The sequence below is a fragment of the Halorubrum sp. Atlit-8R genome, assembly GCF_003666025.1.
Taxonomy (GTDB): domain Archaea; phylum Halobacteriota; class Halobacteria; order Halobacteriales; family Haloferacaceae; genus Halorubrum; species Halorubrum salinarum.
Map to the genome: position 1 here is coordinate 229,226 of NZ_QPLV01000003.1, position 17,717 is coordinate 246,942.

The 17,717-nt window shown below is 66.2% G+C and carries 26 protein-coding genes and 3 tRNA genes; 1 reads left to right on the top strand and 28 read right to left on the bottom strand.

The window, feature by feature from the left end; translation table 11 throughout:
• Positions 1-2: 2 nt before the first annotated feature.
• The 25 genes from DVK05_RS09890 to DVK05_RS17325 form a co-directional block, all read right to left on the bottom strand.
• The gene (locus tag DVK05_RS09890; protein WP_121563194.1) at positions 3-416 is read right to left on the bottom strand and encodes a hypothetical protein; all 414 of its coding nucleotides are present in this window, start codon (positions 414-416) and stop codon (positions 3-5) included.
• Positions 413-2,131, bottom strand: coding sequence for a hypothetical protein (locus DVK05_RS09895; protein ID WP_121563195.1), 1,719 nt, complete (start codon positions 2,129-2,131; stop codon positions 413-415). The genes DVK05_RS09890 and DVK05_RS09895 overlap by 4 nt, the downstream gene beginning before the upstream one ends.
• A 27-nt stretch (positions 2,132-2,158) precedes the next feature.
• Entirely contained in the window at positions 2,159-3,796 is a 1,638-nt protein-coding gene (locus DVK05_RS09900) for a hypothetical protein (protein ID WP_121563196.1), read from the bottom strand.
• A gap of 2 nt (positions 3,797-3,798) precedes the next feature.
• The gene (locus tag DVK05_RS09905; protein WP_121563197.1) at positions 3,799-4,425 is read right to left on the bottom strand and encodes a hypothetical protein; all 627 of its coding nucleotides are present in this window, start codon (positions 4,423-4,425) and stop codon (positions 3,799-3,801) included.
• Positions 4,422-4,733, bottom strand: coding sequence for a capsular biosynthesis protein (locus DVK05_RS09910; protein WP_121563198.1), 312 nt, complete (start codon positions 4,731-4,733; stop codon positions 4,422-4,424). The genes DVK05_RS09905 and DVK05_RS09910 overlap by 4 nt, the downstream gene beginning before the upstream one ends.
• Complete coding sequence (locus DVK05_RS09915; protein WP_121563199.1) at positions 4,730-5,530, bottom strand: hypothetical protein; 801 nt, start codon at positions 5,528-5,530, stop codon at positions 4,730-4,732. The genes DVK05_RS09910 and DVK05_RS09915 overlap by 4 nt, the downstream gene beginning before the upstream one ends.
• Positions 5,531-5,618: 88 nt before the next feature.
• The gene (locus tag DVK05_RS09920; protein ID WP_121563200.1) at positions 5,619-6,014 is read right to left on the bottom strand and encodes a hypothetical protein; all 396 of its coding nucleotides are present in this window, start codon (positions 6,012-6,014) and stop codon (positions 5,619-5,621) included.
• A gap of 2 nt (positions 6,015-6,016) precedes the next feature.
• Entirely contained in the window at positions 6,017-6,409 is a 393-nt protein-coding gene (locus tag DVK05_RS09925; RefSeq protein WP_121563201.1) for a hypothetical protein, read from the bottom strand.
• A gap of 69 nt (positions 6,410-6,478) precedes the next feature.
• Positions 6,479-6,640, bottom strand: a complete 162-nt coding sequence (locus tag DVK05_RS17315) for a hypothetical protein (protein ID WP_199712311.1) — start codon at positions 6,638-6,640, stop codon at positions 6,479-6,481.
• Complete coding sequence (locus DVK05_RS17110) at positions 6,640-6,792, bottom strand: hypothetical protein (RefSeq protein ID WP_158598858.1); 153 nt, start codon at positions 6,790-6,792, stop codon at positions 6,640-6,642. The genes DVK05_RS17315 and DVK05_RS17110 overlap by 1 nt, the downstream gene beginning before the upstream one ends.
• Complete coding sequence (locus DVK05_RS09930; protein ID WP_121563202.1) at positions 6,792-7,112, bottom strand: hypothetical protein; 321 nt, start codon at positions 7,110-7,112, stop codon at positions 6,792-6,794. The genes DVK05_RS17110 and DVK05_RS09930 overlap by 1 nt, the downstream gene beginning before the upstream one ends.
• A 114-nt stretch (positions 7,113-7,226) precedes the next feature.
• The gene (locus DVK05_RS17320) at positions 7,227-7,385 is read right to left on the bottom strand and encodes a hypothetical protein (RefSeq protein WP_199712312.1); all 159 of its coding nucleotides are present in this window, start codon (positions 7,383-7,385) and stop codon (positions 7,227-7,229) included.
• On the bottom strand, positions 7,385-7,531 hold the full coding sequence (locus tag DVK05_RS17115) for a hypothetical protein (protein ID WP_158598859.1): 147 nt from the start codon (positions 7,529-7,531) through the stop codon (positions 7,385-7,387). The genes DVK05_RS17320 and DVK05_RS17115 overlap by 1 nt, the downstream gene beginning before the upstream one ends.
• On the bottom strand, positions 7,531-9,114 hold the full coding sequence (locus DVK05_RS09935; protein WP_121563203.1) for a hypothetical protein: 1,584 nt from the start codon (positions 9,112-9,114) through the stop codon (positions 7,531-7,533). Before DVK05_RS09935 ends, DVK05_RS17115 begins: the two co-directional genes overlap by 1 nt.
• A gap of 306 nt (positions 9,115-9,420) precedes the next feature.
• Positions 9,421-9,495 (bottom strand) — tRNA-Trp (locus DVK05_RS09940).
• 134 nt (positions 9,496-9,629) lie between these two features.
• Positions 9,630-9,703 (bottom strand) — tRNA-Phe (locus tag DVK05_RS09945).
• Positions 9,694-9,873, bottom strand: coding sequence for a hypothetical protein (locus DVK05_RS09950; protein ID WP_121563204.1), 180 nt, complete (start codon positions 9,871-9,873; stop codon positions 9,694-9,696). The genes DVK05_RS09945 and DVK05_RS09950 overlap by 10 nt, the downstream gene beginning before the upstream one ends.
• A 6-nt stretch (positions 9,874-9,879) precedes the next feature.
• Complete coding sequence (locus DVK05_RS16900) at positions 9,880-10,452, bottom strand: hypothetical protein (protein ID WP_147437757.1); 573 nt, start codon at positions 10,450-10,452, stop codon at positions 9,880-9,882.
• Between the two features lie 133 nt (positions 10,453-10,585).
• Positions 10,586-10,843 carry a helix-turn-helix domain-containing protein gene (locus DVK05_RS09960; RefSeq protein WP_121563206.1) on the bottom strand — a complete coding sequence of 86 codons (258 nt, stop codon included), beginning with the start codon at positions 10,841-10,843 and terminating at the stop codon, positions 10,586-10,588.
• On the bottom strand, positions 10,836-11,267 hold the full coding sequence (locus DVK05_RS09965; RefSeq protein WP_121563207.1) for a hypothetical protein: 432 nt from the start codon (positions 11,265-11,267) through the stop codon (positions 10,836-10,838). Before DVK05_RS09965 ends, DVK05_RS09960 begins: the two co-directional genes overlap by 8 nt.
• Positions 11,264-11,716, bottom strand: a complete 453-nt coding sequence (locus tag DVK05_RS09970) for a hypothetical protein (RefSeq protein ID WP_121563208.1) — start codon at positions 11,714-11,716, stop codon at positions 11,264-11,266. The genes DVK05_RS09965 and DVK05_RS09970 overlap by 4 nt, the downstream gene beginning before the upstream one ends.
• Complete coding sequence (locus tag DVK05_RS09975) at positions 11,717-13,840, bottom strand: minichromosome maintenance protein MCM (RefSeq protein WP_121563209.1); 2,124 nt, start codon at positions 13,838-13,840, stop codon at positions 11,717-11,719.
• Positions 13,837-14,400 carry a hypothetical protein gene (locus DVK05_RS09980; RefSeq protein ID WP_147437758.1) on the bottom strand — a complete coding sequence of 188 codons (564 nt, stop codon included), beginning with the start codon at positions 14,398-14,400 and terminating at the stop codon, positions 13,837-13,839. Before DVK05_RS09980 ends, DVK05_RS09975 begins: the two co-directional genes overlap by 4 nt.
• Before the next feature lie 99 nt (positions 14,401-14,499).
• Positions 14,500-14,733, bottom strand: coding sequence for a hypothetical protein (locus tag DVK05_RS16905; RefSeq protein WP_147437760.1), 234 nt, complete (start codon positions 14,731-14,733; stop codon positions 14,500-14,502).
• Positions 14,726-14,866 (bottom strand): hypothetical protein, encoded by a 141-nt coding sequence (locus DVK05_RS17325; RefSeq protein WP_199712313.1) that lies wholly within the window; start codon positions 14,864-14,866, stop codon positions 14,726-14,728. Before DVK05_RS17325 ends, DVK05_RS16905 begins: the two co-directional genes overlap by 8 nt.
• Before the next feature lie 127 nt (positions 14,867-14,993).
• On the opposite strand from DVK05_RS17325, the gene DVK05_RS09985 reads away from it, so the two are divergent.
• Positions 14,994-15,067 (top strand) — tRNA-Val (locus DVK05_RS09985).
• 255 nt (positions 15,068-15,322) lie between these two features.
• On the opposite strand, the gene DVK05_RS09990 is transcribed toward DVK05_RS09985, so the two are convergent.
• The 3 genes from DVK05_RS09990 to DVK05_RS10000 all read right to left on the bottom strand — a co-directional run bounded on the left by DVK05_RS09990 (position 15,323) and on the right by DVK05_RS10000 (position 17,676).
• Complete coding sequence (locus tag DVK05_RS09990; RefSeq protein ID WP_121563211.1) at positions 15,323-15,751, bottom strand: hypothetical protein; 429 nt, start codon at positions 15,749-15,751, stop codon at positions 15,323-15,325.
• Positions 15,752-15,829: 78 nt separating this feature from the next.
• On the bottom strand, positions 15,830-16,645 hold the full coding sequence (locus tag DVK05_RS09995; protein WP_121563212.1) for an ABC transporter permease: 816 nt from the start codon (positions 16,643-16,645) through the stop codon (positions 15,830-15,832).
• Positions 16,642-17,676: an ABC transporter ATP-binding protein gene (locus tag DVK05_RS10000; RefSeq protein WP_121563213.1), complete on the bottom strand. Its 1,035-nt coding sequence runs from the start codon at positions 17,674-17,676 to the stop codon at positions 16,642-16,644. The genes DVK05_RS09995 and DVK05_RS10000 overlap by 4 nt, the downstream gene beginning before the upstream one ends.
• Between the last annotated feature and the right edge of the window lie 41 nt (positions 17,677-17,717).

Here is a 17,717-nt window from a genome sequence, read left to right on the forward strand (position 1 = left end):
GGTCAGTACGCGATTGTCGTGCCGGTGGTGGTGTCGTCAGCGCCGACCCACTGGTTGTTCGCTGGGTCAGACGTGTACGTCCCCGCCGGCGGCGTGCCGGTGCCGTCATGTGCGGCCTGGACGCCGGCGTCGGTCGGCGCCGGCGCGTCAGCGGCGGTCAGGTCCTGTGGTGTCGACCGGAGGACGGTCGCCTCGAGGCCGAGTTCCGATGTAGCTCGAACCCACGCGTCGCCCGTGCCGATGTAGACATCGTACGGCCGGGAGCCAGCAGTAACCTCGGCAACACGGCCCTCGGTTGGCGAGTGCTGCTGGAGCCCGTCGGAGTCCGCAACCTGCTCGACGTCCGCGATGGCACGGATGAGGGTAGCCAGTGGGAGCGCGCTGTTCTCGATCGGGGCGAGTGTCGTGTCAGTCATGTCTGGGAGTCAGGAGGGTCGGAAGCAGGTTGGTCGGGATCGGAGCTGTTCTCGGCGTCGTCGGGTGGGGGCGTGTCGCCGGCGTCGTCGGCGTCATCAGGCCCATCGCCGCCAGGAGGTGGTTCGTCTTCCGGCGCCGTGGTGTCGGGGTCCATCGGCGTGATCTCCTGGTCCGGGATCTGCAGCTGCCCGTCTTCGACAGCCACCGCGGTGCCCGTCTGCTTGGCCTTCTCGATGCCTTGGAGGACTTCGAGCGGCGAGAGCGACGCCTCCTCACTCTCGGGGGCGACGTACGCGAGCTCCCAGTCACAGTGCCCCTCGACGCGCTCGATGAGCTGGCACAGCGAATCGAGCGCCTTGTCCTTCGTGTCCTGATGGGCGCTCGCGACGGCGCTGTTGGTGATCTCCACCTGCGTGCCCTCGGCGTTGAGCCCACCTGTGTCGGAGAGCTCGTTCTCGAAGGCGTCGGAGACCCCGAACATCGCTCGGATCTGCGACATGAGCCGCTCGACCATCGGCTCGCGCCCGTTGACCCCGGCCGACGTCGATAGGTCGAGGATGTCGATCTCGACGTCGTCCGGGCTGCCCTCGTACATGAGTCGACCCTCTTCCCACGGGTTCTTCCCTTCCTCCTCGGTCAGCGACGCCCGTAGACTCGAGCGGACGTTCTTCCCGTAGGCGACGAGGAACTTGTCCGGGAGCTGCTGGTCGTTCTGGGGGTTGAGATACTGGAGCTCGTAGTTGCGCGACCACTGAAGAATGGCTTGGAGCTTGATGAGCGGGAGGACGGGCGACCGGCCGTCGAGGCCGTTCAGGATGGGGAAGTGTCGCGCCCAGTCGATGACCTCGTGCGTAAGGAACAGCCGCTTGACATCGTCGCTTCGAGACTTCACCTCAGCGTAGCCGACCTCTTCGAGGCGGGCGTGACACTCCGGGCAGACCTCGACCGGGTGGTCGGCGCCCTCTTCGAACGTGAGGGCGTCTTCCTCCCAGTACTCCTCGCGGTGGGCGGGGCACATCCACCAGCCGCCCTGTCGGTTCTGCTCGTCGAGGACCGGCCGGATGCGACTCGGGTCGGCGTGGACGAGCTCCTCGATCGCAGTCGCCTCCCACCGTCCGGTCGACTCGACCGTCCGGCCTGCGACCTGCGTCTCACTCTCGACGTGCTGGTAGCGGAGGCGTGCGAGAATCGTCGAGACGCCGTTGAACGACTGGTAGTCCTCCTCGTACTTCATCAGCGACGCCAGTGACTGGCCGTCGTCGTTGACCGAGGCGAACAGCTCAGACAGGCGCTCCTTCTGGGCTCGCGACGGCGTCTCGAAGTCGGCCTCACCGCACACCTCGCAGACATCGCGCTCCTCGTCGTACTCCGTCCCGCAGGTGGTACAGCGGACGGCGAACGCCGGCGTCAGCACCGGGAACTGGTTCCGGTACATCTCGTCGCGAAAGCGCTTGACCGTCGTCGCGAGCTCCGTCGAGTTCAGCGTGAACGACTGGAGGTCGATCCGGTTCCAAACACCGCCCCGATCCGAGACGCGCGGGACGGGCCCGACGTCGTCGACGTGCCGATCGCCCCGGTCGCCCGAGGCCTGCGGCGTGGTCGGGATCTGGCCCTGTAGCATCTGCTCAACGTCGCCGTCGGGCCAGTCGATCGCGACCAGCTCGCCATCGGCGTCCTCGCCGAGCTTTGTCGTGTGGAGTTCGTCGTCAGTCATCGTGATCAGTCTTGGAAAACATCGTGGTCACCAGTCGAGGTGGTCGAAGTCGTCGCTCGACACGTGGTCGACAGAGCTGTCGGGGCCGCGCGACGCGATCTCGAGAGAGTCAAACCTGTCGTCGTGCGCCGCGTCAGGAAACGGCAGCCACTCCTCGCGGATGAACGACTCCCAGCGCTCGTTCTCCTCGCTCGCGACCTTCACCTTCCCCTGCTGGAAGCGGTTCGCGAGCCGGTGGAGGCGCTGCTGCTTCTCGCCCTCGGAGTTACTGGGCGTGACGCGGACGTCGACGTTGTCCTCGATCGTCTCGGCGATCTCCTTGCCGTCGAAGTTGCTCTCGACGAGGAGTTCGCCGACCGGGTAGTCCGCAAGGTGGACGCCGACGAAGTCCGTCGCCGCCTCTTCCCACATGTACCCGCGGTCACGCCAGACGTCGACGGCGTACTCCTGGTCGTTGTCGCGGTCGTAGGCGTACACCGCGAGCGCCCAGTAGTCGGTCTCGCCCCGCTCCTCCGCGGCGACGTTGTTCGGGTTCGCGAAGTCGAGCCCCGCGTACCACTCCAGCGCCGACCAGTCGTCTCGGGGGATCGGGTCGACGAACCGGAGCCAGTCAAGATCGAGGACGCGCCCGATGGCCGCCTCGGGGTTCTGCTGGTTCTCCGCGCGCCACAGGCCGGCGCTGCCGTCCTTCGAGACGACCTTCGTGAGCAACGTCTCCGGTGCCTCGAACTCGGGCCACAGCGTCCGGAACTCGGTGTCGGGCGCCGGGCGGATCCCGTCGTCGATGATCTCGACGTCTGCGGGGACATCCCGGATCGAGTCGTAGACCTCGCCGTCCGTGCCGTGGACCACGTAGGTCTCGTTCTCGATGACGTGCCAGTCCGGCGTCGCTCGCCAGATGCGAGCTGCCCAGCCCGGCCGGGAGACGCCGCGGGCGATACAGCCGTCCCACTCGGGGTTGTTCGTCGACAGGACGTGCTCCCGGTAGACGTCTTCAGGGGTTTTGCGCGTCCCGATGACGATGTTGAGCGACTTGTGGGGGAGACTGGTCGCGCCCGCCTTCGCAGCAACGTTGTCGTAGAACTCCTCGAAGTTCTCAGATATCTGCGACCGGAGCGCCGTCGTCTGATTGGTCAGCGTCGCGATGTCGTCGTAGATGATGACGTCGTAGTGCGAGCCCGTGTCCGACGTCCGGATGGAGAGTGGCTCGAGCGTTGGCTCGATGTTCTGAGTGCCGGCCTCCAGCTGGATCGTCGTCTTCGAGGAGTCGTACACCGAAACGCCGTACCGCTCGCACGCCTCTTCGATGGAGGCGACCGCTGTCTTCGCCCGCTTGTCGGCGTGCGTTTTCTTGTGCGAGACGATCGCCATCCGGATGCTCGGGAAGTTAACTGCGAGCCACGCCGGCGCGACGTTGATCGTCGACACCGTCTTCGCGTAGTTCCGCGGCCCGAGCAGCGCGAGGTTCTTCGGCGTGTGCGGCTTGTACACCGCCTCCCAGATGTGCTGGTACCAATCGCGCAGGTGCTTCGGCGGCGAGAGGATCCCGTCCGTCCCGAGGTGTCGAATCGAGAACGGGAGCGGGTGGGAGGTCGGCCGCTCCTCGACCAGCTGGGCGATCGATGTCGACGTCGTCGACGCGGGCGTGTCTGTTCCAGTCGACATGGTTACTGGACCTCAGCAAGGTGATGCCGGCACCAGTCGTGGACGACGTGCGCGCTCGACGGCGGGTCCTCGACGAACCGCCGCTTCGCCTCCTGCATCAGCTCGACGACCTCGTGATACGGCAGCCCTTTCTCGGGGATCTGGTCGCGGATCCACTGACACGCCGGGTGGTCCGCCTCGGGACCGGCCCACCGGAAGCGCCGGCCGGCGAGTCGCTCCTGGCGGTAGCCACGCATCCGGGCCTGGAGGACGAGCTGGTTCAGGTGCTGGCGGGCGGTCTTGAACGCCCAGCCCGGATTGATGTCAAACCGGGCGGCCATCGCCTCGGAGATGGAGTAGATGTCCCACGGCTCAGCGTCGAGCTCGTCGATCCAGAACTCGCGGTAATCGCTCTGCCGGATCGCCTCTTGGTCGTCGGGCGTCGACGGCGGGTCGAGCGCAAACTCACGCCGGGCGACGGTGACGATGTTGTTCCGGACGAAGTCGGGGACGTCCTGCGAGCGGGCGAAGTCCGGCTGCTGGTTCTCGTACTTTCCGAACCGGCCCTTGCGATCGATGTCGTCGGGGATGTCGTCGACGTGGTCGGCGTCGTGGAGGCGGGCCGCGACGTGGAGGGCGAGCGGGGTCATCTCTCCGTGACCTCCGACGGGCGGACAGCTTTATCATCAATGTAGATGTCGCCAGAGCCCTTGTCGCAGCGGAGCGCGTGCCAGCGGACGCCCCACTCGGTCAGGTGCGCCGCGATGCGGCCGGCCTCGCTCCACGGTCGAGCTGTCCAGACGACGACCGTTGCGCCGTCACAGTAGCGCTCGTTGACCGCATCGATGACGTCCTCGTCGGGTTCCGGTCGTTCGCCGTTCCAGTACTCGACGTTGTCGACGGTGAGCGTGTTGTCGAAGTCGACGAACACACGGTCGGCACCGTTCGGGCCGGTCATGCTTTCAGGTCCTCCTCGAGGTCGTCGATCATCTCGCGGGTATCCTCGTCGAGGCCGTGACTGTGGTCGTGGTCAACCTGCCCGTCGACGTTGACGTCGAGCTCATCGGCGCCGAGAAGTCCGTACTCCTTCAGCCACTTCCGGTCCTCCTTCCGAAGGCGCTGCTGGGTCTTCACGACGACCGATTCCTTGTAGCGAACCTCTTCGCGGAACTCATTCTGGGAGGCCTTCACCCGCGTCTCGCGATCGACCAGTGCGTTCCCAGAGTGGAGGTCGTCGGGGCGGTCGACCACCCAGTTGTCCGCGTGGATAATCTTGATGTGGTTGATGGCGATCTCCGAGAGTCGCGTTTTCTCGCCGACGATCGGCTCGCTGTTGACCTCGCGGAACTTCTTAACGTAGCTCTCGTAGATGTCGTCGCAGAGCTCACGAAGTGCGTCGTCGATGACCTCCTGGTAGAACCGGTTGCTCTCGACGAACAGCGCGTGGGTGACTGCGTTCGTGTTGTCCTCGGGGGCTGCCCCGCCGGCGTTACCCTCGGCGTTGTCGTTCTCTTCGGGAGCACCCCCGCCGCTGTTGTCTTCAGCGTTGGTGTTTCCCTCCGGCGCGCCAGAGTCCTCAGACCCGCCGTGAGAGTGGCACTTCCCGTGACTTCCTTTCGCCGGCTGGGTACAGCGCTCGCCAGTCGAGCTTGCCGGGTCGACGATACACTGTCCCCACTCGCCGTAGTCCCGATCGCCAGTGATCTCTTTGGCTTTGGGGTGGGCGTTATCGTGGAAGTCGTCTCTGTGCGCCATGGGGTTGAGTTTGTGTTTGTTTTACAGGAAGGCCGATATCGGCCCAGTGAGGTGCGCTCGCGTGTTATTCCGCACCGACGTTGTTGTTTTAGAATGCGATTCCCAGCGCCTCAAGCGCCCGCTTGGTTCGGTTTGAGGGCGTGTATCCCGTGATGAAGGCTCGGTGCCGGGCCTGATCCCACGGAACATCGGCACCGGCGTCGGGCGCCGGGAGAGAAAGGTCGATGACGGTGTCGCCGTCGCGAAGGAACCAGTGCGCGCCTTCGTAGGCTGGGTCGACATCGCCCCAGTCAAGCCGGTGGACGTCGTACGTCTCGCGGTCGCCCGTGGCGTGGAAGTACGCTTCGGCAAGGAGATAGCACGCACCCTGGACCGGATCGACGTCGTCGTAGTCGTACTCGTCTTTCCGAACGCTCGGGTGCTCACGGACGTAGTCACGCAGCCGAGTTGCGGTGTCGTCCGGTTCGACGAGGATATCGGTCACAGTTATGCGCGCAGTTCTTCGCGAGCAGCGATCTGGGCGTCGACGTAGATATCGACGTCAAGCAGCCGGAGCTTCGCACGGATGGACTCCGTCGGCTCGTCGGGGTCGACGCCGTCGAAGTACGTCGCGATCTTCGCGGCGAGGTCGGGATCGCTCGCGACGGAGAGCATGTCCCACGACAGCGTCTCCATCTCGTCGCGGTCCATGTCGACCTCGTCAGCCGACGGCGATTCGTCCATCAGGGTCTGGAAGTCCTCCGCGGCCTCGACGTGGTCCGCGCGCCGCTGGTACTCTGCTTCGGTCTCCGGGATAGGTTCGTCGCCCGGAAGCTCGCCCCAGATGACTTCTCGGTACTTGTCGTTCGGTCCGATCGTGACGGTTGTCGTGTGTGGCATCAGTTGAAGTTGTGAAGTTGAGGGTTCGATGCTCCCCAGCACGGCTCGGCCCGCGTACTGGGGCGATTGCTACGGGGTAGAACAGATCAGGCAGTCAGGGCCGTCGCACGTCTCGCGGTGGGATGTCTCCTCGTCGGCGACCTCCTCGATACACGGCCAGCACTTGTCGCGGTAGTGGCCGGCGTTGTTCTTCGTCTCGACCGGGTCGCCGCACCGGTCGCAGGTCGCCATCAGTATTCACGAGCGAGCCGTTCCTGGAGGTGACCTGAACAGAAGCCCTGCTGGTTGTAGCGGTCGGTTGCTTTCATCGCACAGCCCGAGACGGCACAGTACTCTGGGCCGTCGGCGGCCGCTTTCTCGCTTCCAGCGTCGGCGACATCCATCACTCATCACCGCCGTCGTTGCGGGTCTCCATCTGGACTTCACGGGCGGCCTGGAGGAGCGAGAGGTACTCGCCGAGTTCGACGCCGTTGAACGTCGCGAGGAACGCGAGCGCTGACGCCGCGATCAGCGTGGCGTCGCCCCCTTGGGAGATGGCGTACGTGGAGAACGCGAGTGCGCCGACGTTGACGACGGTCGCCTTCAGGAGCTTGAGCTTCTTCAGCATCGGAAGAGGGGTGCCGTCATCGTTGATCGTACTCTTGTACTCGTCGACGACGTCGTCGCGGCAGTACCACGGACGCGAGCGTTGTGCGGTCGTCATGAGACATCCATCAGGGGGACGTGATCGCAGGGTCTCGCCGAAGCGAAGCTCGCGCCACACTCCGGGCACCGTCCGGCTCGGTCGTGGGTGGTAGTCTGGTCGGTCATGGGTCTGTCAGCGGTAGTCGCGGAGGTCCAGCGGCTCGTCCATCGCGAGCCACGCCTGCGTACTCGACGGGTCGTAGAACGCGAGCGGGCTCGCCTCGCCCTCGGTCGTGACGACGGAGACGTCGCCGGCGTCGAACTGGTGGCTCGCCGTGGGGTCCTGATGCATCATGGGTGGTACTCGAATCGGTAGGGCTCGGAACGGGGCGTCCGGCGCTCGACGGGGTCAGCGAGATCGCGGAACAGCCATATCTCGCCCGTGGCCTCGACGACGGAGAGCGCGTTCCGGTGCGCATCCACGAGGTGGCTCTTCATCACTCGGGTTGTGCGTCTGCTGCGTCAGGCCCGACCGCCCCGGGGACTGGATCCGGAGACGGCAGGCCCAGCTCGTCAGAGGTTGGAACGTACTCTGCAGTGTAGTCACGCGTGTCGATCGCTCGGACATCCGTGACGCCGTCGTCGTTAACACCGTGGACAACCGCTATCTTCCGCGTGACGGCCTCGGCGTCCATCGCAGCCTCGCCCCCAGCGGCAAGTTTCTCAGCATAGTCGCCAGGCGGCTTTGGTGAGGAGGTGACGAAGACATCGCTATCGTTGACGGTGAATCGACCGTATGAATGGTGGTGCCCCATCCAAGCGACATCGAACTTGTGCGTCAGTACTCGGCCGCGCCACTGATCGCTTCCAGCCCGTGTCTCAGACTGGGGCTTGTCGTCATCTCCGTGGCGGAGGTGGCCCTTGATCGATCCGGACCGCATCGTAAAGTCGTAGAAACGACCGGGCTCGCCGATCGACATCCGGACGTTTTGGAGCGCGTTACCATGCTCTTGGATGACGCCGATGATGTTCCGGAGTCGTTCGTACAGGAGCAGGTCAGCGTTCGCCTGTCTTGACGAGCCGTTGGCGCGTATCTCGCCGTGGTTGCCGGTCTGACAGATTATATTTACCTTGTCAAAGTACTCAGCGAACGCAGACACGATCCGGAGGCCGGCGTCTGCGCCGGCGTCGAGTTGCCCGTTAAGGAACCGGTCAAGGTTCTCCCACTGCCCCTCGTAAATCGCCTCGCAGGTTATCAGATCACCTTTCAACAGGATCCAGCCGACATCGTACTCGCGGTCGCGGTCTTCAGCAAAGTCGATAGCCTCGCGGGCCGTGTACTCAGCTTTGCCGACCGCAATCGGTGTATTGTAGACCTCAACACCGTCGCTCGGACGCCGAATCCGGTCGCCGATATGGAGGTCGCCAAGACCAAACACGATCGACTCGCCCGCACTGTCGCCGCCGTCGTCGACATCGGGGACATCCTTGAGAGCGCCGTAGTCTCGCTGGAGTCGGTTATGCGTCCGTTCCCACCAGCGGTTTGCCTTCCGCGAGCGCGTCGCGATGTGCTCAGAAGAACGGACAGTGTGATCGTCGTCAACGAGCGCGTACCGGTCGGCAGTGTCGTCGTGATATATCTGCCAGCCTTGTCGCTTGAGATCGCGGACGTGTTCGGCGACGATCGGGCGTCGCTCATTGACTCGGCTGGCGAGATCGTCTATCGTCGCCCCCGTCTGTAGCTCGTGGGCGATGACGCGCTGCCGGTCGGTTAGATCAGACGCGTCAGGGTCCGCTTCAGGGTCGACGTCGACTGCGTCAAGGTCGACTGTATCCGTCTCCTCCTGCTGCTCCTCTTCCTTCTGCTCGACCCTGTCGTCGTCCGAGCCACCGTCGACGCGCGACCAGGTGTGCGTCGCCTCGTCGTAGTCTAGATCGACGCCCTTCTCCTCGACGTTCTCACGGTGGTCGCGAACGCCGCGCTTCGAGATGCCCATCTTCTCGGCGATCTCTTTCGAGGTCGCCGGGAGCTCGTCGAGGAACTCGCGTTGTCGGTCGGTGAACTCTGGTGTATCGTCCATCTGGAGTGGAAGCGGAGGGGTTTCTCAGCGTCTCGAATGGCCGCGCGGGGAGTCGAACCCCAGACAGGATGGCTCCGTAGCAGGCTTTGGTTTCGCCTGCCCGATAGGAGCGTCTGCCACCTCCACAGGCACGGCAAGGCGACCGGACTTGGCTGGTTTGGTCCGCACGAGATGTCGACGTGAAGCTCCTCCACGTTCGGGACGGTCGCGGTCTCGACGCGAAGTGCCGGTCGCTCGTTCGTCGGTACACTCCTTCCGGCGCTGACCTGACCTCCGAGGAAAAGCGGAGATCACGCCGTCGGGAGATGGGTCGAGAAGGATTCGAACCCCCGTCACGCTGGTCTGGAACCAGCAGCTCTGGCCGAGCTGAGCTATCGACCCTGTCCGACAGGAACTTGTGAGTCGGCCTGCCGGGGCACCGACTTGCTCGTTTAGTTTTCCGGGGGTCAATGGCCTCCGTACTACCCGGCGAGCCGCACCGGGCTGCCGAAGCGGGGCTACCGCCACTCGGCAAATGGATCGACTCGGATTCGAACCGAGGCACGCCAGCGCTTCAGGCCGGTGCCCTCCCAGACTGAGCTATCGATCCGGGTCGGCCGCTTCGGACTCCGTAACGCGGTAGGTGAGGCCGTCGACGTCGACAACCAACAGCGTGTCCGGCCCCCTGACGTCAGCAATCGGCTGCCGGCGGACGACGCGGCCGGCCAGCTGACGCCCTCCAAAGGAGAACTCGACTCGGCTGTCTGTCGAAGTGCTCATCGTCGATCACTCTGCGTACAGTGCGCGGCCGATCGCGTACACCCAGTCGCGGTCCGAGTCGCGGAGCGCCTCGATGTACGCGTCTTTCTCAGGGCGCCGCTGGAGCGTCCCGTCACGCTCGAGGCTGTTCAGGCAGCGCCACAGCGACTGGATTGTCTCGGCCGGATCCAGCTCCCGGAGGACCTCATGTCGGTCGCACGGGTCGACAGCGCCGCACGAGCACGAGGTCCGCGTGTACTCGATGCGCCGGCTGCTCCCGTCCGTCCGCTCGTCGATGTCGACGCCCTCGGTGGCGTGTTCCGTCCGCTCCTGGAAGCCGATGAACACGTCCCGGATGTGCCGCGGGACGTCCATCGACCGGAGCTCGCTTTCAGGCGGGCGGTGGGTGGTCTTGATCTGCCGGAAACACGTAGCACACCAGCGGTGGTCGGAGACGATCTGGCGGAGTGCCTTCTCACCGCGGTGCTGGTAGAGGCAGCGCTCCGAACAGAAGCTCCCACCGACGCTCGTAGCCTGCTCACGTGGTCCACCGCAGTGTCGGCACGTGTACGTCTCTGGGTGGGGTGTTGTTGCGGACATGGAAAGTGGACGAACCGCTAAGAAGGCCCGCCGCTGTGAACGACGGACCAAACGACCGACTGGGGTAGTGCGTCTTCACCCGTGTGTTGCTTGGCCAAACACTTATACGAACGCCTGAGTTCGGTTACCGAACTCACTCGTTGACCCTCCACTCGGACGTCGGCGGATCGTGGTACCGCGGCGAGCAGCTGACGAGGTCAGCCTCGTGGAGCTTCCGGAGCGCGGAGTGGACCGTCGAGCGTGGCCGCATCGTGTCGTAGGCGAGTTGCTTGAGCGTCCGCGGCTGCTGTCCATTCCGAAGCTCAAGGTAGACGAGGGCAGCCGCCGGCGGGAGCTCCTCGAGACGGCGGCGGACGTCGTCGTCGAGGTCGGCGAGCGTGCCGTCACTCATCGTCGACCACCCAGGAGATCCCGACGACACCCGCTGTGTCGATGACCTCATTGTCGTAGTTGACGCAGCTCGGGACCATCGCGAGCCCCCACGGCGACGAGCTCTCGACGGTGTGGACCTGCGTCTTCCCGGGGAGCCTCTGCTCGATCCGGCGCGGGACGAGGTACACGTGCTCTCGTGGGACCAGTGGGTCGTCGCGTGTGACGTGAACGTCGTCGCCCAGGCGCTCCGAGATCGTCGCTGCCGACTCGCGATCGAGGACGACGACAGCGTCTCCCTCGGTGATGTCCACGTCGGCGCCGGTCGTCGCGTCGACGGCCTGGAGCGCTTCGAGGAGCGTGTCGGCCTCACACCGGCCAGTGACGTGGTCGCGATGCGACCCTGCCTGGTACCAGACTTCGTAGATGTCTTCGAAGATGCTCATCGGCTCGCCCCCACGACTGCGCCTTCCTGTCTGCTCCACGGGACCTCCTCGCCGTCCTCGTCGACGAGCACCGCCACGGACTCGGCGTCACGCTCTGCCGCCGCCTCCCGGCGCTCTACCGGCGCCATCCCGGCCTGTGAGAGCCCCTCGCCGTTGGCTTCGAGTTCCTCGCGGCGCTCCTGGAGTGCGTCGAGGACGTCCTCACGAGGCTCGCGATCCTCCTGACGGGCCAACCAGCGCTCGACGCCCTCCCAGTAGTCGACGAGCTCGCGCGTCGCGATACCACGGATGCGGGCGACGATGAGCTCGCCGCTGGTCCCGGCGCCGGTGTCGATGTCGATCTCCTCGACGAGGAACCGCGCCGGGTTCTCGCCGAGCCGGGCGGACTCCTCGGTGTTGAGGTCCGGGACCTCGGTCGCCTGCTCGTTGTGCTGGCCAGTCGCCGGCATCTAGGAACACCTCAGCGAGCCCTCGCCGCTCGGGTGGTACACCTCGCCCTTGCGGTCGAGCTTGTCGATCTCATCAGCCGCCTTCGACCGGGTCATCCCGGCCTCCTTGGCAGCGTCGAGCACCTTACGCCGGCTCGCAGCCTCCTCCGGCGTACACAGCTCGTCGATGATGTCCTTGATGCGCTCGATGCGCTCCTTCTGTGACTTCGGCGTCCCCTTGCCCGTGCGCTCGGCGTCGAACTTCCCTGTCTCGGGGTCGTAGTTGAGCCCGACGACGTTCTTCGTGATGCGGATGGCGCGCTCGACGTGGCGCGGCTCGACCGTCTCGGACAGCTCCGCGCGAGCGAACCCGACCGACAGGCGAATACCGGCCTCGAGGCGCCGTGGCGTCGCCGGCACTGGGTCGTCGGCGCCGTCGTTGAGCGAGCGGACGTCGATGTACGACTCCTTCAGCAGCTCCTTCGCGGCAGCGGTCAGCGTCGGGAAGACGTTCTCGCGAGCGTACACCAGCATCGCGCGGAACACCTCGATCGGCACCGGCGGGTCAATCGCCGTCTCCTCCGGCACGTCGATCTCGACGCCGCGGTTCTCGAGCTCCTGCCGGCTCGCGTCATCCCACGTGTCGAGCACGTGGTCGGCGAGCTTCGCGTCCGTCTCCGGGTCGGGGATGTCCTGAACAGCGAGCAGCACGTCCATCCGGTCGATGAGTGCGTCGTCGAGGTCGATCTGGTCGGCCATCGGCTCGTGACGATCGAACCGCCCGTGGACAGGGTTGCCCGACGCGAGCAACGCCGTCCGGGTCGGCAGGTCGGCAGTGATGCCGGCCTTGTCGACCTTGACCATCTGGTCGCCCTCGAGCGCGTCGTGCATCGACTTCGTCTTCTCGTCGACCACGTCGTCCACCTCGTCGATGATACAGTGGCCGCCGTTGGCTCGTGGCAGAATCCCCGGGGAGAGCGTCCACTCGGTCGTGCCGGCGAACTCCTCCTGGACGGCCGCGGCCGTCAGCCCGATCTTCGAGAGGCCGGTCCCGGAGCGGAACTCCGACTTCGGCGCGATCTCGTTCAGTCGGCTCAGGATAGTCGACTTCCCGCGCCCGGGGTCGCCGATGAGCCCGAAGTGGAGGTCGCCACGATAGCTGCCGAGGTCGTTGTCGATGCGGTAGGCGTTGAACAGCCACGCCACCGACGCCTCGAACACCGTGTCGAGCTCCTCGTCGGCGAGGATCTGCGGCGCGATGCTGTCGGCGAGCTGGTCGACGCAGTCCTCCTGGTCGGCTAGAGTCTCGAAGTCGTCGCGATGCGCCTCGACGTCGACGTCGTCGTAGTCGTCGCTCTCGAACGCGATGGCGTGGGCGTCGATCCACGTCGTCGTCTCGGGGTCGGCGTTTCTCCCTTGGAGGTCGCCCTCGTTGACGCGGAGCTTCCCGAGGATGACCGCCTGCTCGCCACTCCGGTCGGGGAGGCCGTTCTCGCCGCCGTAGCCGCAGAGGTCGTCCTCGACGAACACCGGGATCGACTCGCCCTCGACGTCCGGGCGCTCACCCGGGAGTTCGACCAGCTGAACCTTCCGTTGGTCGACGAACTCCGACTCGTCGACGGTGAGGCTCCACGGCCCCTGGCGCTCGCAGCCGGCGCACTCGTGCGGCTCCTGGACGCGGTTGCGGCCCTGCGGGATGTAGGTCGGCGTCCCGCAGCGCTGGCACTCGTAGGCCGCCTCGACGAGTCGCGGCGCCGTCCCGGTGACCTTCGACACCTGCCCGCGGACCGCGACGTAGTCGCCGATGTCGTCGGCCGGGTTGAGCTCCGGGATCGACCGCGTCTCAAGTGCGCCCTCAGTGTCCGTGAGGCGGACGTGCGCGTTCGCGAGCTCGACGTCCGCCGGCAGGTCGAACAGGCGAAGTGCCTCCTCGGCGTACTGTCGCATCTGTTCGGGCTCGTCGAGCCAATCGTCGACGAGGGCGCGGTCGTAGCGATAGAGGTCGTCCGCCTCGATGTACAGCGAGCGCTGCTCCCGCGGGTAGTGCTGCGCGAGCTCGCCGATCTCGTCACGGTAGTACGTCTGGTAGAACTCGAGGAACTGGTCTGTGAGCGTCGCCGTCTCTCCCTGGACCGCGGCGCTCATGCGTCACCTCCGTCGCCGTCGAACGCCTCAGCCACCGGCTGCTCGTTGCCTGCGCGTCGCTGGGTGTCGGCGTGCATCTGTTGCATGAAGTTCGTGTTCAGCAGGTCGCGCTCCTGGTCGGCCGCGCGTTGCTTCAGGTCGTAGAGGATCTCCTCGTTCGACCGGCCGTGCTCGCCGCGGATGTCGTCGACACGCGGGTGCGTCGCCCACACCTGCGGGAAGTCGCCGGCCTCCATCTCGTCCAGCAGCGTGTCGAGGGCGTCCTCGTAGCTGCCCTCCTCGTCGACCTTGTCCTCGCGAAGCTCGCGAATCTCGTCGAGGTCGTCCTTCAGCTGGGCGACGCGATCACGGTGCTCACGAGCCTGCTCCAGTTCCTGTTCAAGGCGCTCCTCTTTCCGCCGGATCTTCCGATCGATGACGGCGACCGAGTCGTTGCTGTTTACGCCGAGCTCTCGCTCGAGGGCAGAGATGACGACTTGCTTGTTCGACCGGTCGTCCTCATCGACGAGGTACTTCAGCGACGCCGGGATCTCGGCGACGAGCCGCTCCTCGTCGCTCACGCCAACCACCTCCCGTGTACACCTTCTCCCTCAATGTACAATGTACATTCTAATGTATAATGTACATCTAAGTTGTGAGTAAGGTATGTAGTAAGGCGGTTAGTCACGGCGGTACACCTCCGTGGAGTCGGTAGCGTTGGGAGCATCGGGATCGTGTTCGTGGACGGCGATGCGACCACAGCGGGCGCAGTCGACGTCGATCTCGGCAGGGTACTCGGCCAGACTGTACGACCAGCAGAAGTGGCTCACCGCGTGACAGCAGGCGCTGACGTACGGCTGGGCAGACGCGTTGATAGCGCGGCGTTGTGACTCCGCGAGCGGCGCCTCAGACATCGCCGACCACCTCGCCGCCGTCGGCGTGGTCGTCACAGACGACGCGCTCGCCGTGCTCAGGATGGTCGATGACGTGCTCGGCCGGGTCGGTACAGCCGAACGCGCCACAGAAGGGCCCGGACGCGACCGCCATCTACGCGCTCACCCCTTGGTTCGACGTGATAGAACCGACCGACTTCGGTGGCTTCTGGTTCGGGTTTTTATGTGTCTCGTCGTTGATTAGAAACCGTTTTCCGCTCCCGGCGGGTTCAGACGGGTGAGGGCTCGTGGTCTAGCTGGTTATGACGCGGCCTTTACAAGGCTGAGATCGGCGGTTCGAACCCGCCCGAGCCCATTTCTGGGACGAACGAAGTGAGTCACAGAAATGTACCCGAGGGCGGTTGAACCCTGAAAGACGCAGCGTCGAGCGAAGCGAGACGACCGTCTTTCTTCGGTTCGAACCCGCCCGACCCACTATCGGCGCCGCGAACAATTCGTGAGCGGCGCCGCTGTGACTGTTTGAGGGCGGGTTCGAAGCAGGGAACGGAGCGAGCGAAGCGAGCGGAGTGAGTGAGGTTCGAACCCGCCCGATCCCACGACCGGGCGACCGTCAGTCGGAGAGCAGTCGGCCGAACAGCAGCGGGGAGACGAGCAGCGCGACGGGGACGGCGATCCACACCTGACCCGCGAACACGTCGTACTGGCCGAGCGTGACCGAGACCGGGGTCCCCTCGACGTATCCGACGAGGAACTCGAAGCCGACGGTGAGGAGGGTCCAGAGGACGCCGACGGAAAGGAGTTCGGCGCGGGAGTAGGCGATCGAGGTACGCGAGAAGTACGCCCGAGCGACCAGCAGGATCGCCGCGACCAGGACGGCGGTGCTCGCCACGTGTCCGGGGTACTCCCCGATCCGGGGGATGAGGACGATCTCGCGGAGCGCCCCGTTGGCGACGGCGATCGCCGCCAGCGCGGCCCAGACGCCCAGCGGATAGCCGACTGCGCCGGCGGCGCTCCGTTCCGTGTCGGTCGAAGTGCCCATACCGTCTCGCCACGCGGCGAGGAGAAAGCCGTATCGAGCGTTCTCACCGGGAGAGAGGCCGGGGCGGGACCCCGGTCGTTACAGGTCGGCCGCGTCGAACTTCAGGAGGCCGGCGAGCGGCGGCGCCAGCGTCCAGAACACCAGCATCGCGGCCGCCGACAGCTGCTGGTTCGCGGTCTCGCCGCTGAACAGCCGCTCAGCGAGGAAAGCGTTCGCGAGCGCCTCGACGGCGGTCGTCGGGTTCGAGGCCCGGAGAAACACGTCGACCTGCGTCGCGGACACGGGCAGGGCGTCGAGGGCGGGCCCGACGGCGCCGACGAGCTGGCCGGTGAGCGGGCCCCACAGCAGGACGAAGAGGATGTAAATTCCGACGCCGCCGATGAGCGCCCGGCGCTGGGTCGAGAACGCGGCCGAACAGCCGACGGAGATGGCGACGAACACGACGCCGAGCGCGGCCGCGAACACGGTGTAGCCGAGGAACGCGCCGGCGTTGAACACGACGGGCGCGGCGATCAACACCAGCGCGGGCAGCAGGAACCCGGCGAACACCGCGAGCGCGATCGCCGCGCCGCGCCCGGCGACCTTGCCCAGGACCACGTCGGCCCGCGAGTGCGGCAGCGACAGGAGCAGCTTCAGCGAGCCGGACTCGCGCTCGCCGCTCACGGCGTTGTAGCCGACGACGACCCCGACGAGCGGGATCAGCGTCGTGACCAGGAAGCGGCCGACGAAGGCGCTCAGCAGTAGCTCCGTGGCGAACTGCTCGCTCTCGCCGGTGGGCCGCACCGCGTACGCGAACGCCGCGACGAGCAGCGAGAACAGCACCACCAGCGCGATCATGCCGCGGGACCGAACGGTCTCGCGGAAGTCCTTCCGGGCGACGGCGGCGAGGCTCATCGGTCCACCTCCTCGGTCGCCGGACCGTCGTCGGCCGTCGAGTCGGGATCAGTCGCCGAGTCGGAATCGGCCGTCGAGTCGGCGTCGGCGGGCTCCGGGTCGGTTCCGTCGGGCGCCGAACCGGCCGCGTCGCCCTCGGTGTACGCCAAGAAGAGGTCCTCCAGCGAGGCCTCGCGGGTGTGGAAGTCGTCAACCGCGACCCCGGCGTCCTCCAGCGCCGCGATGACCTCCGTCTTCGCGTCGCTGGCGCAGTTCACCACCAGTTCGTCGCCGTCGCGGGAGACCCCGGAGACGCCGGGGAGGGCGCGGACCGCCGCGACCGCGTCCTCGTCGGCGCCCGCGGCCGCGACTTCGAGCGTCTCCTCGCCGCCGACGGCCTCGCGGAGCCCCTCGACGGAGTCCTCGGCGACGAGTTCACCGTCGCGGAGGATGCCGACCCGGTCGCAGACGGCGTCGACCTGTTCGAGGATGTGCGAGGAGAAGAAGACGGTGGCGCCGCGCTCGGCCTCGGCGCGGACGATCTCGCGCATCTCCTTCGCGCCGGCCGGGTCGAGGCCGGAGGAGGGCTCGTCGAGTATCAGCAGGTCGGGATCGCCGACGAGCGCCATCGCGAGGGCGAGCCGCTGGCGCATCCCCTTCGAGTACTCGCCGGCGGCGCGGTCGGCGGCGTCCGCGAGGCCGACGCGGTCGAGCAGCGCGTCCGGGTCGTCGGCGGCGCCCTTCGACTCGACGGCGAACTCGACGTGTTTTCGCCCGGAGAGGCGGTCGTACACCGAGAAGCCGTCGGGGAGCACGCCCGTCCGCCGCCGGATCTCGACGCCCTCCGTCGCGACCTCGGCGCCGAGCACGCGGACCGTCCCCGCGGTCGGGCGGACGAGGTCCAAGAGCATGTCGATCGTCGTGGACTTGCCCGCGCCGTTCGGCCCGAGGAACCCGTACACCTCGCCGTCTTCGACGGTGAGATCGAGGTCGCGAACGGCCGTGACCTCGTCGAACTCCTTGGTCACGCCCCGTAGCTCGATGGCGGTCATGCCTTCCGGTTCCGGCGTGAGTTGATAAAGGGTTGCGGGTC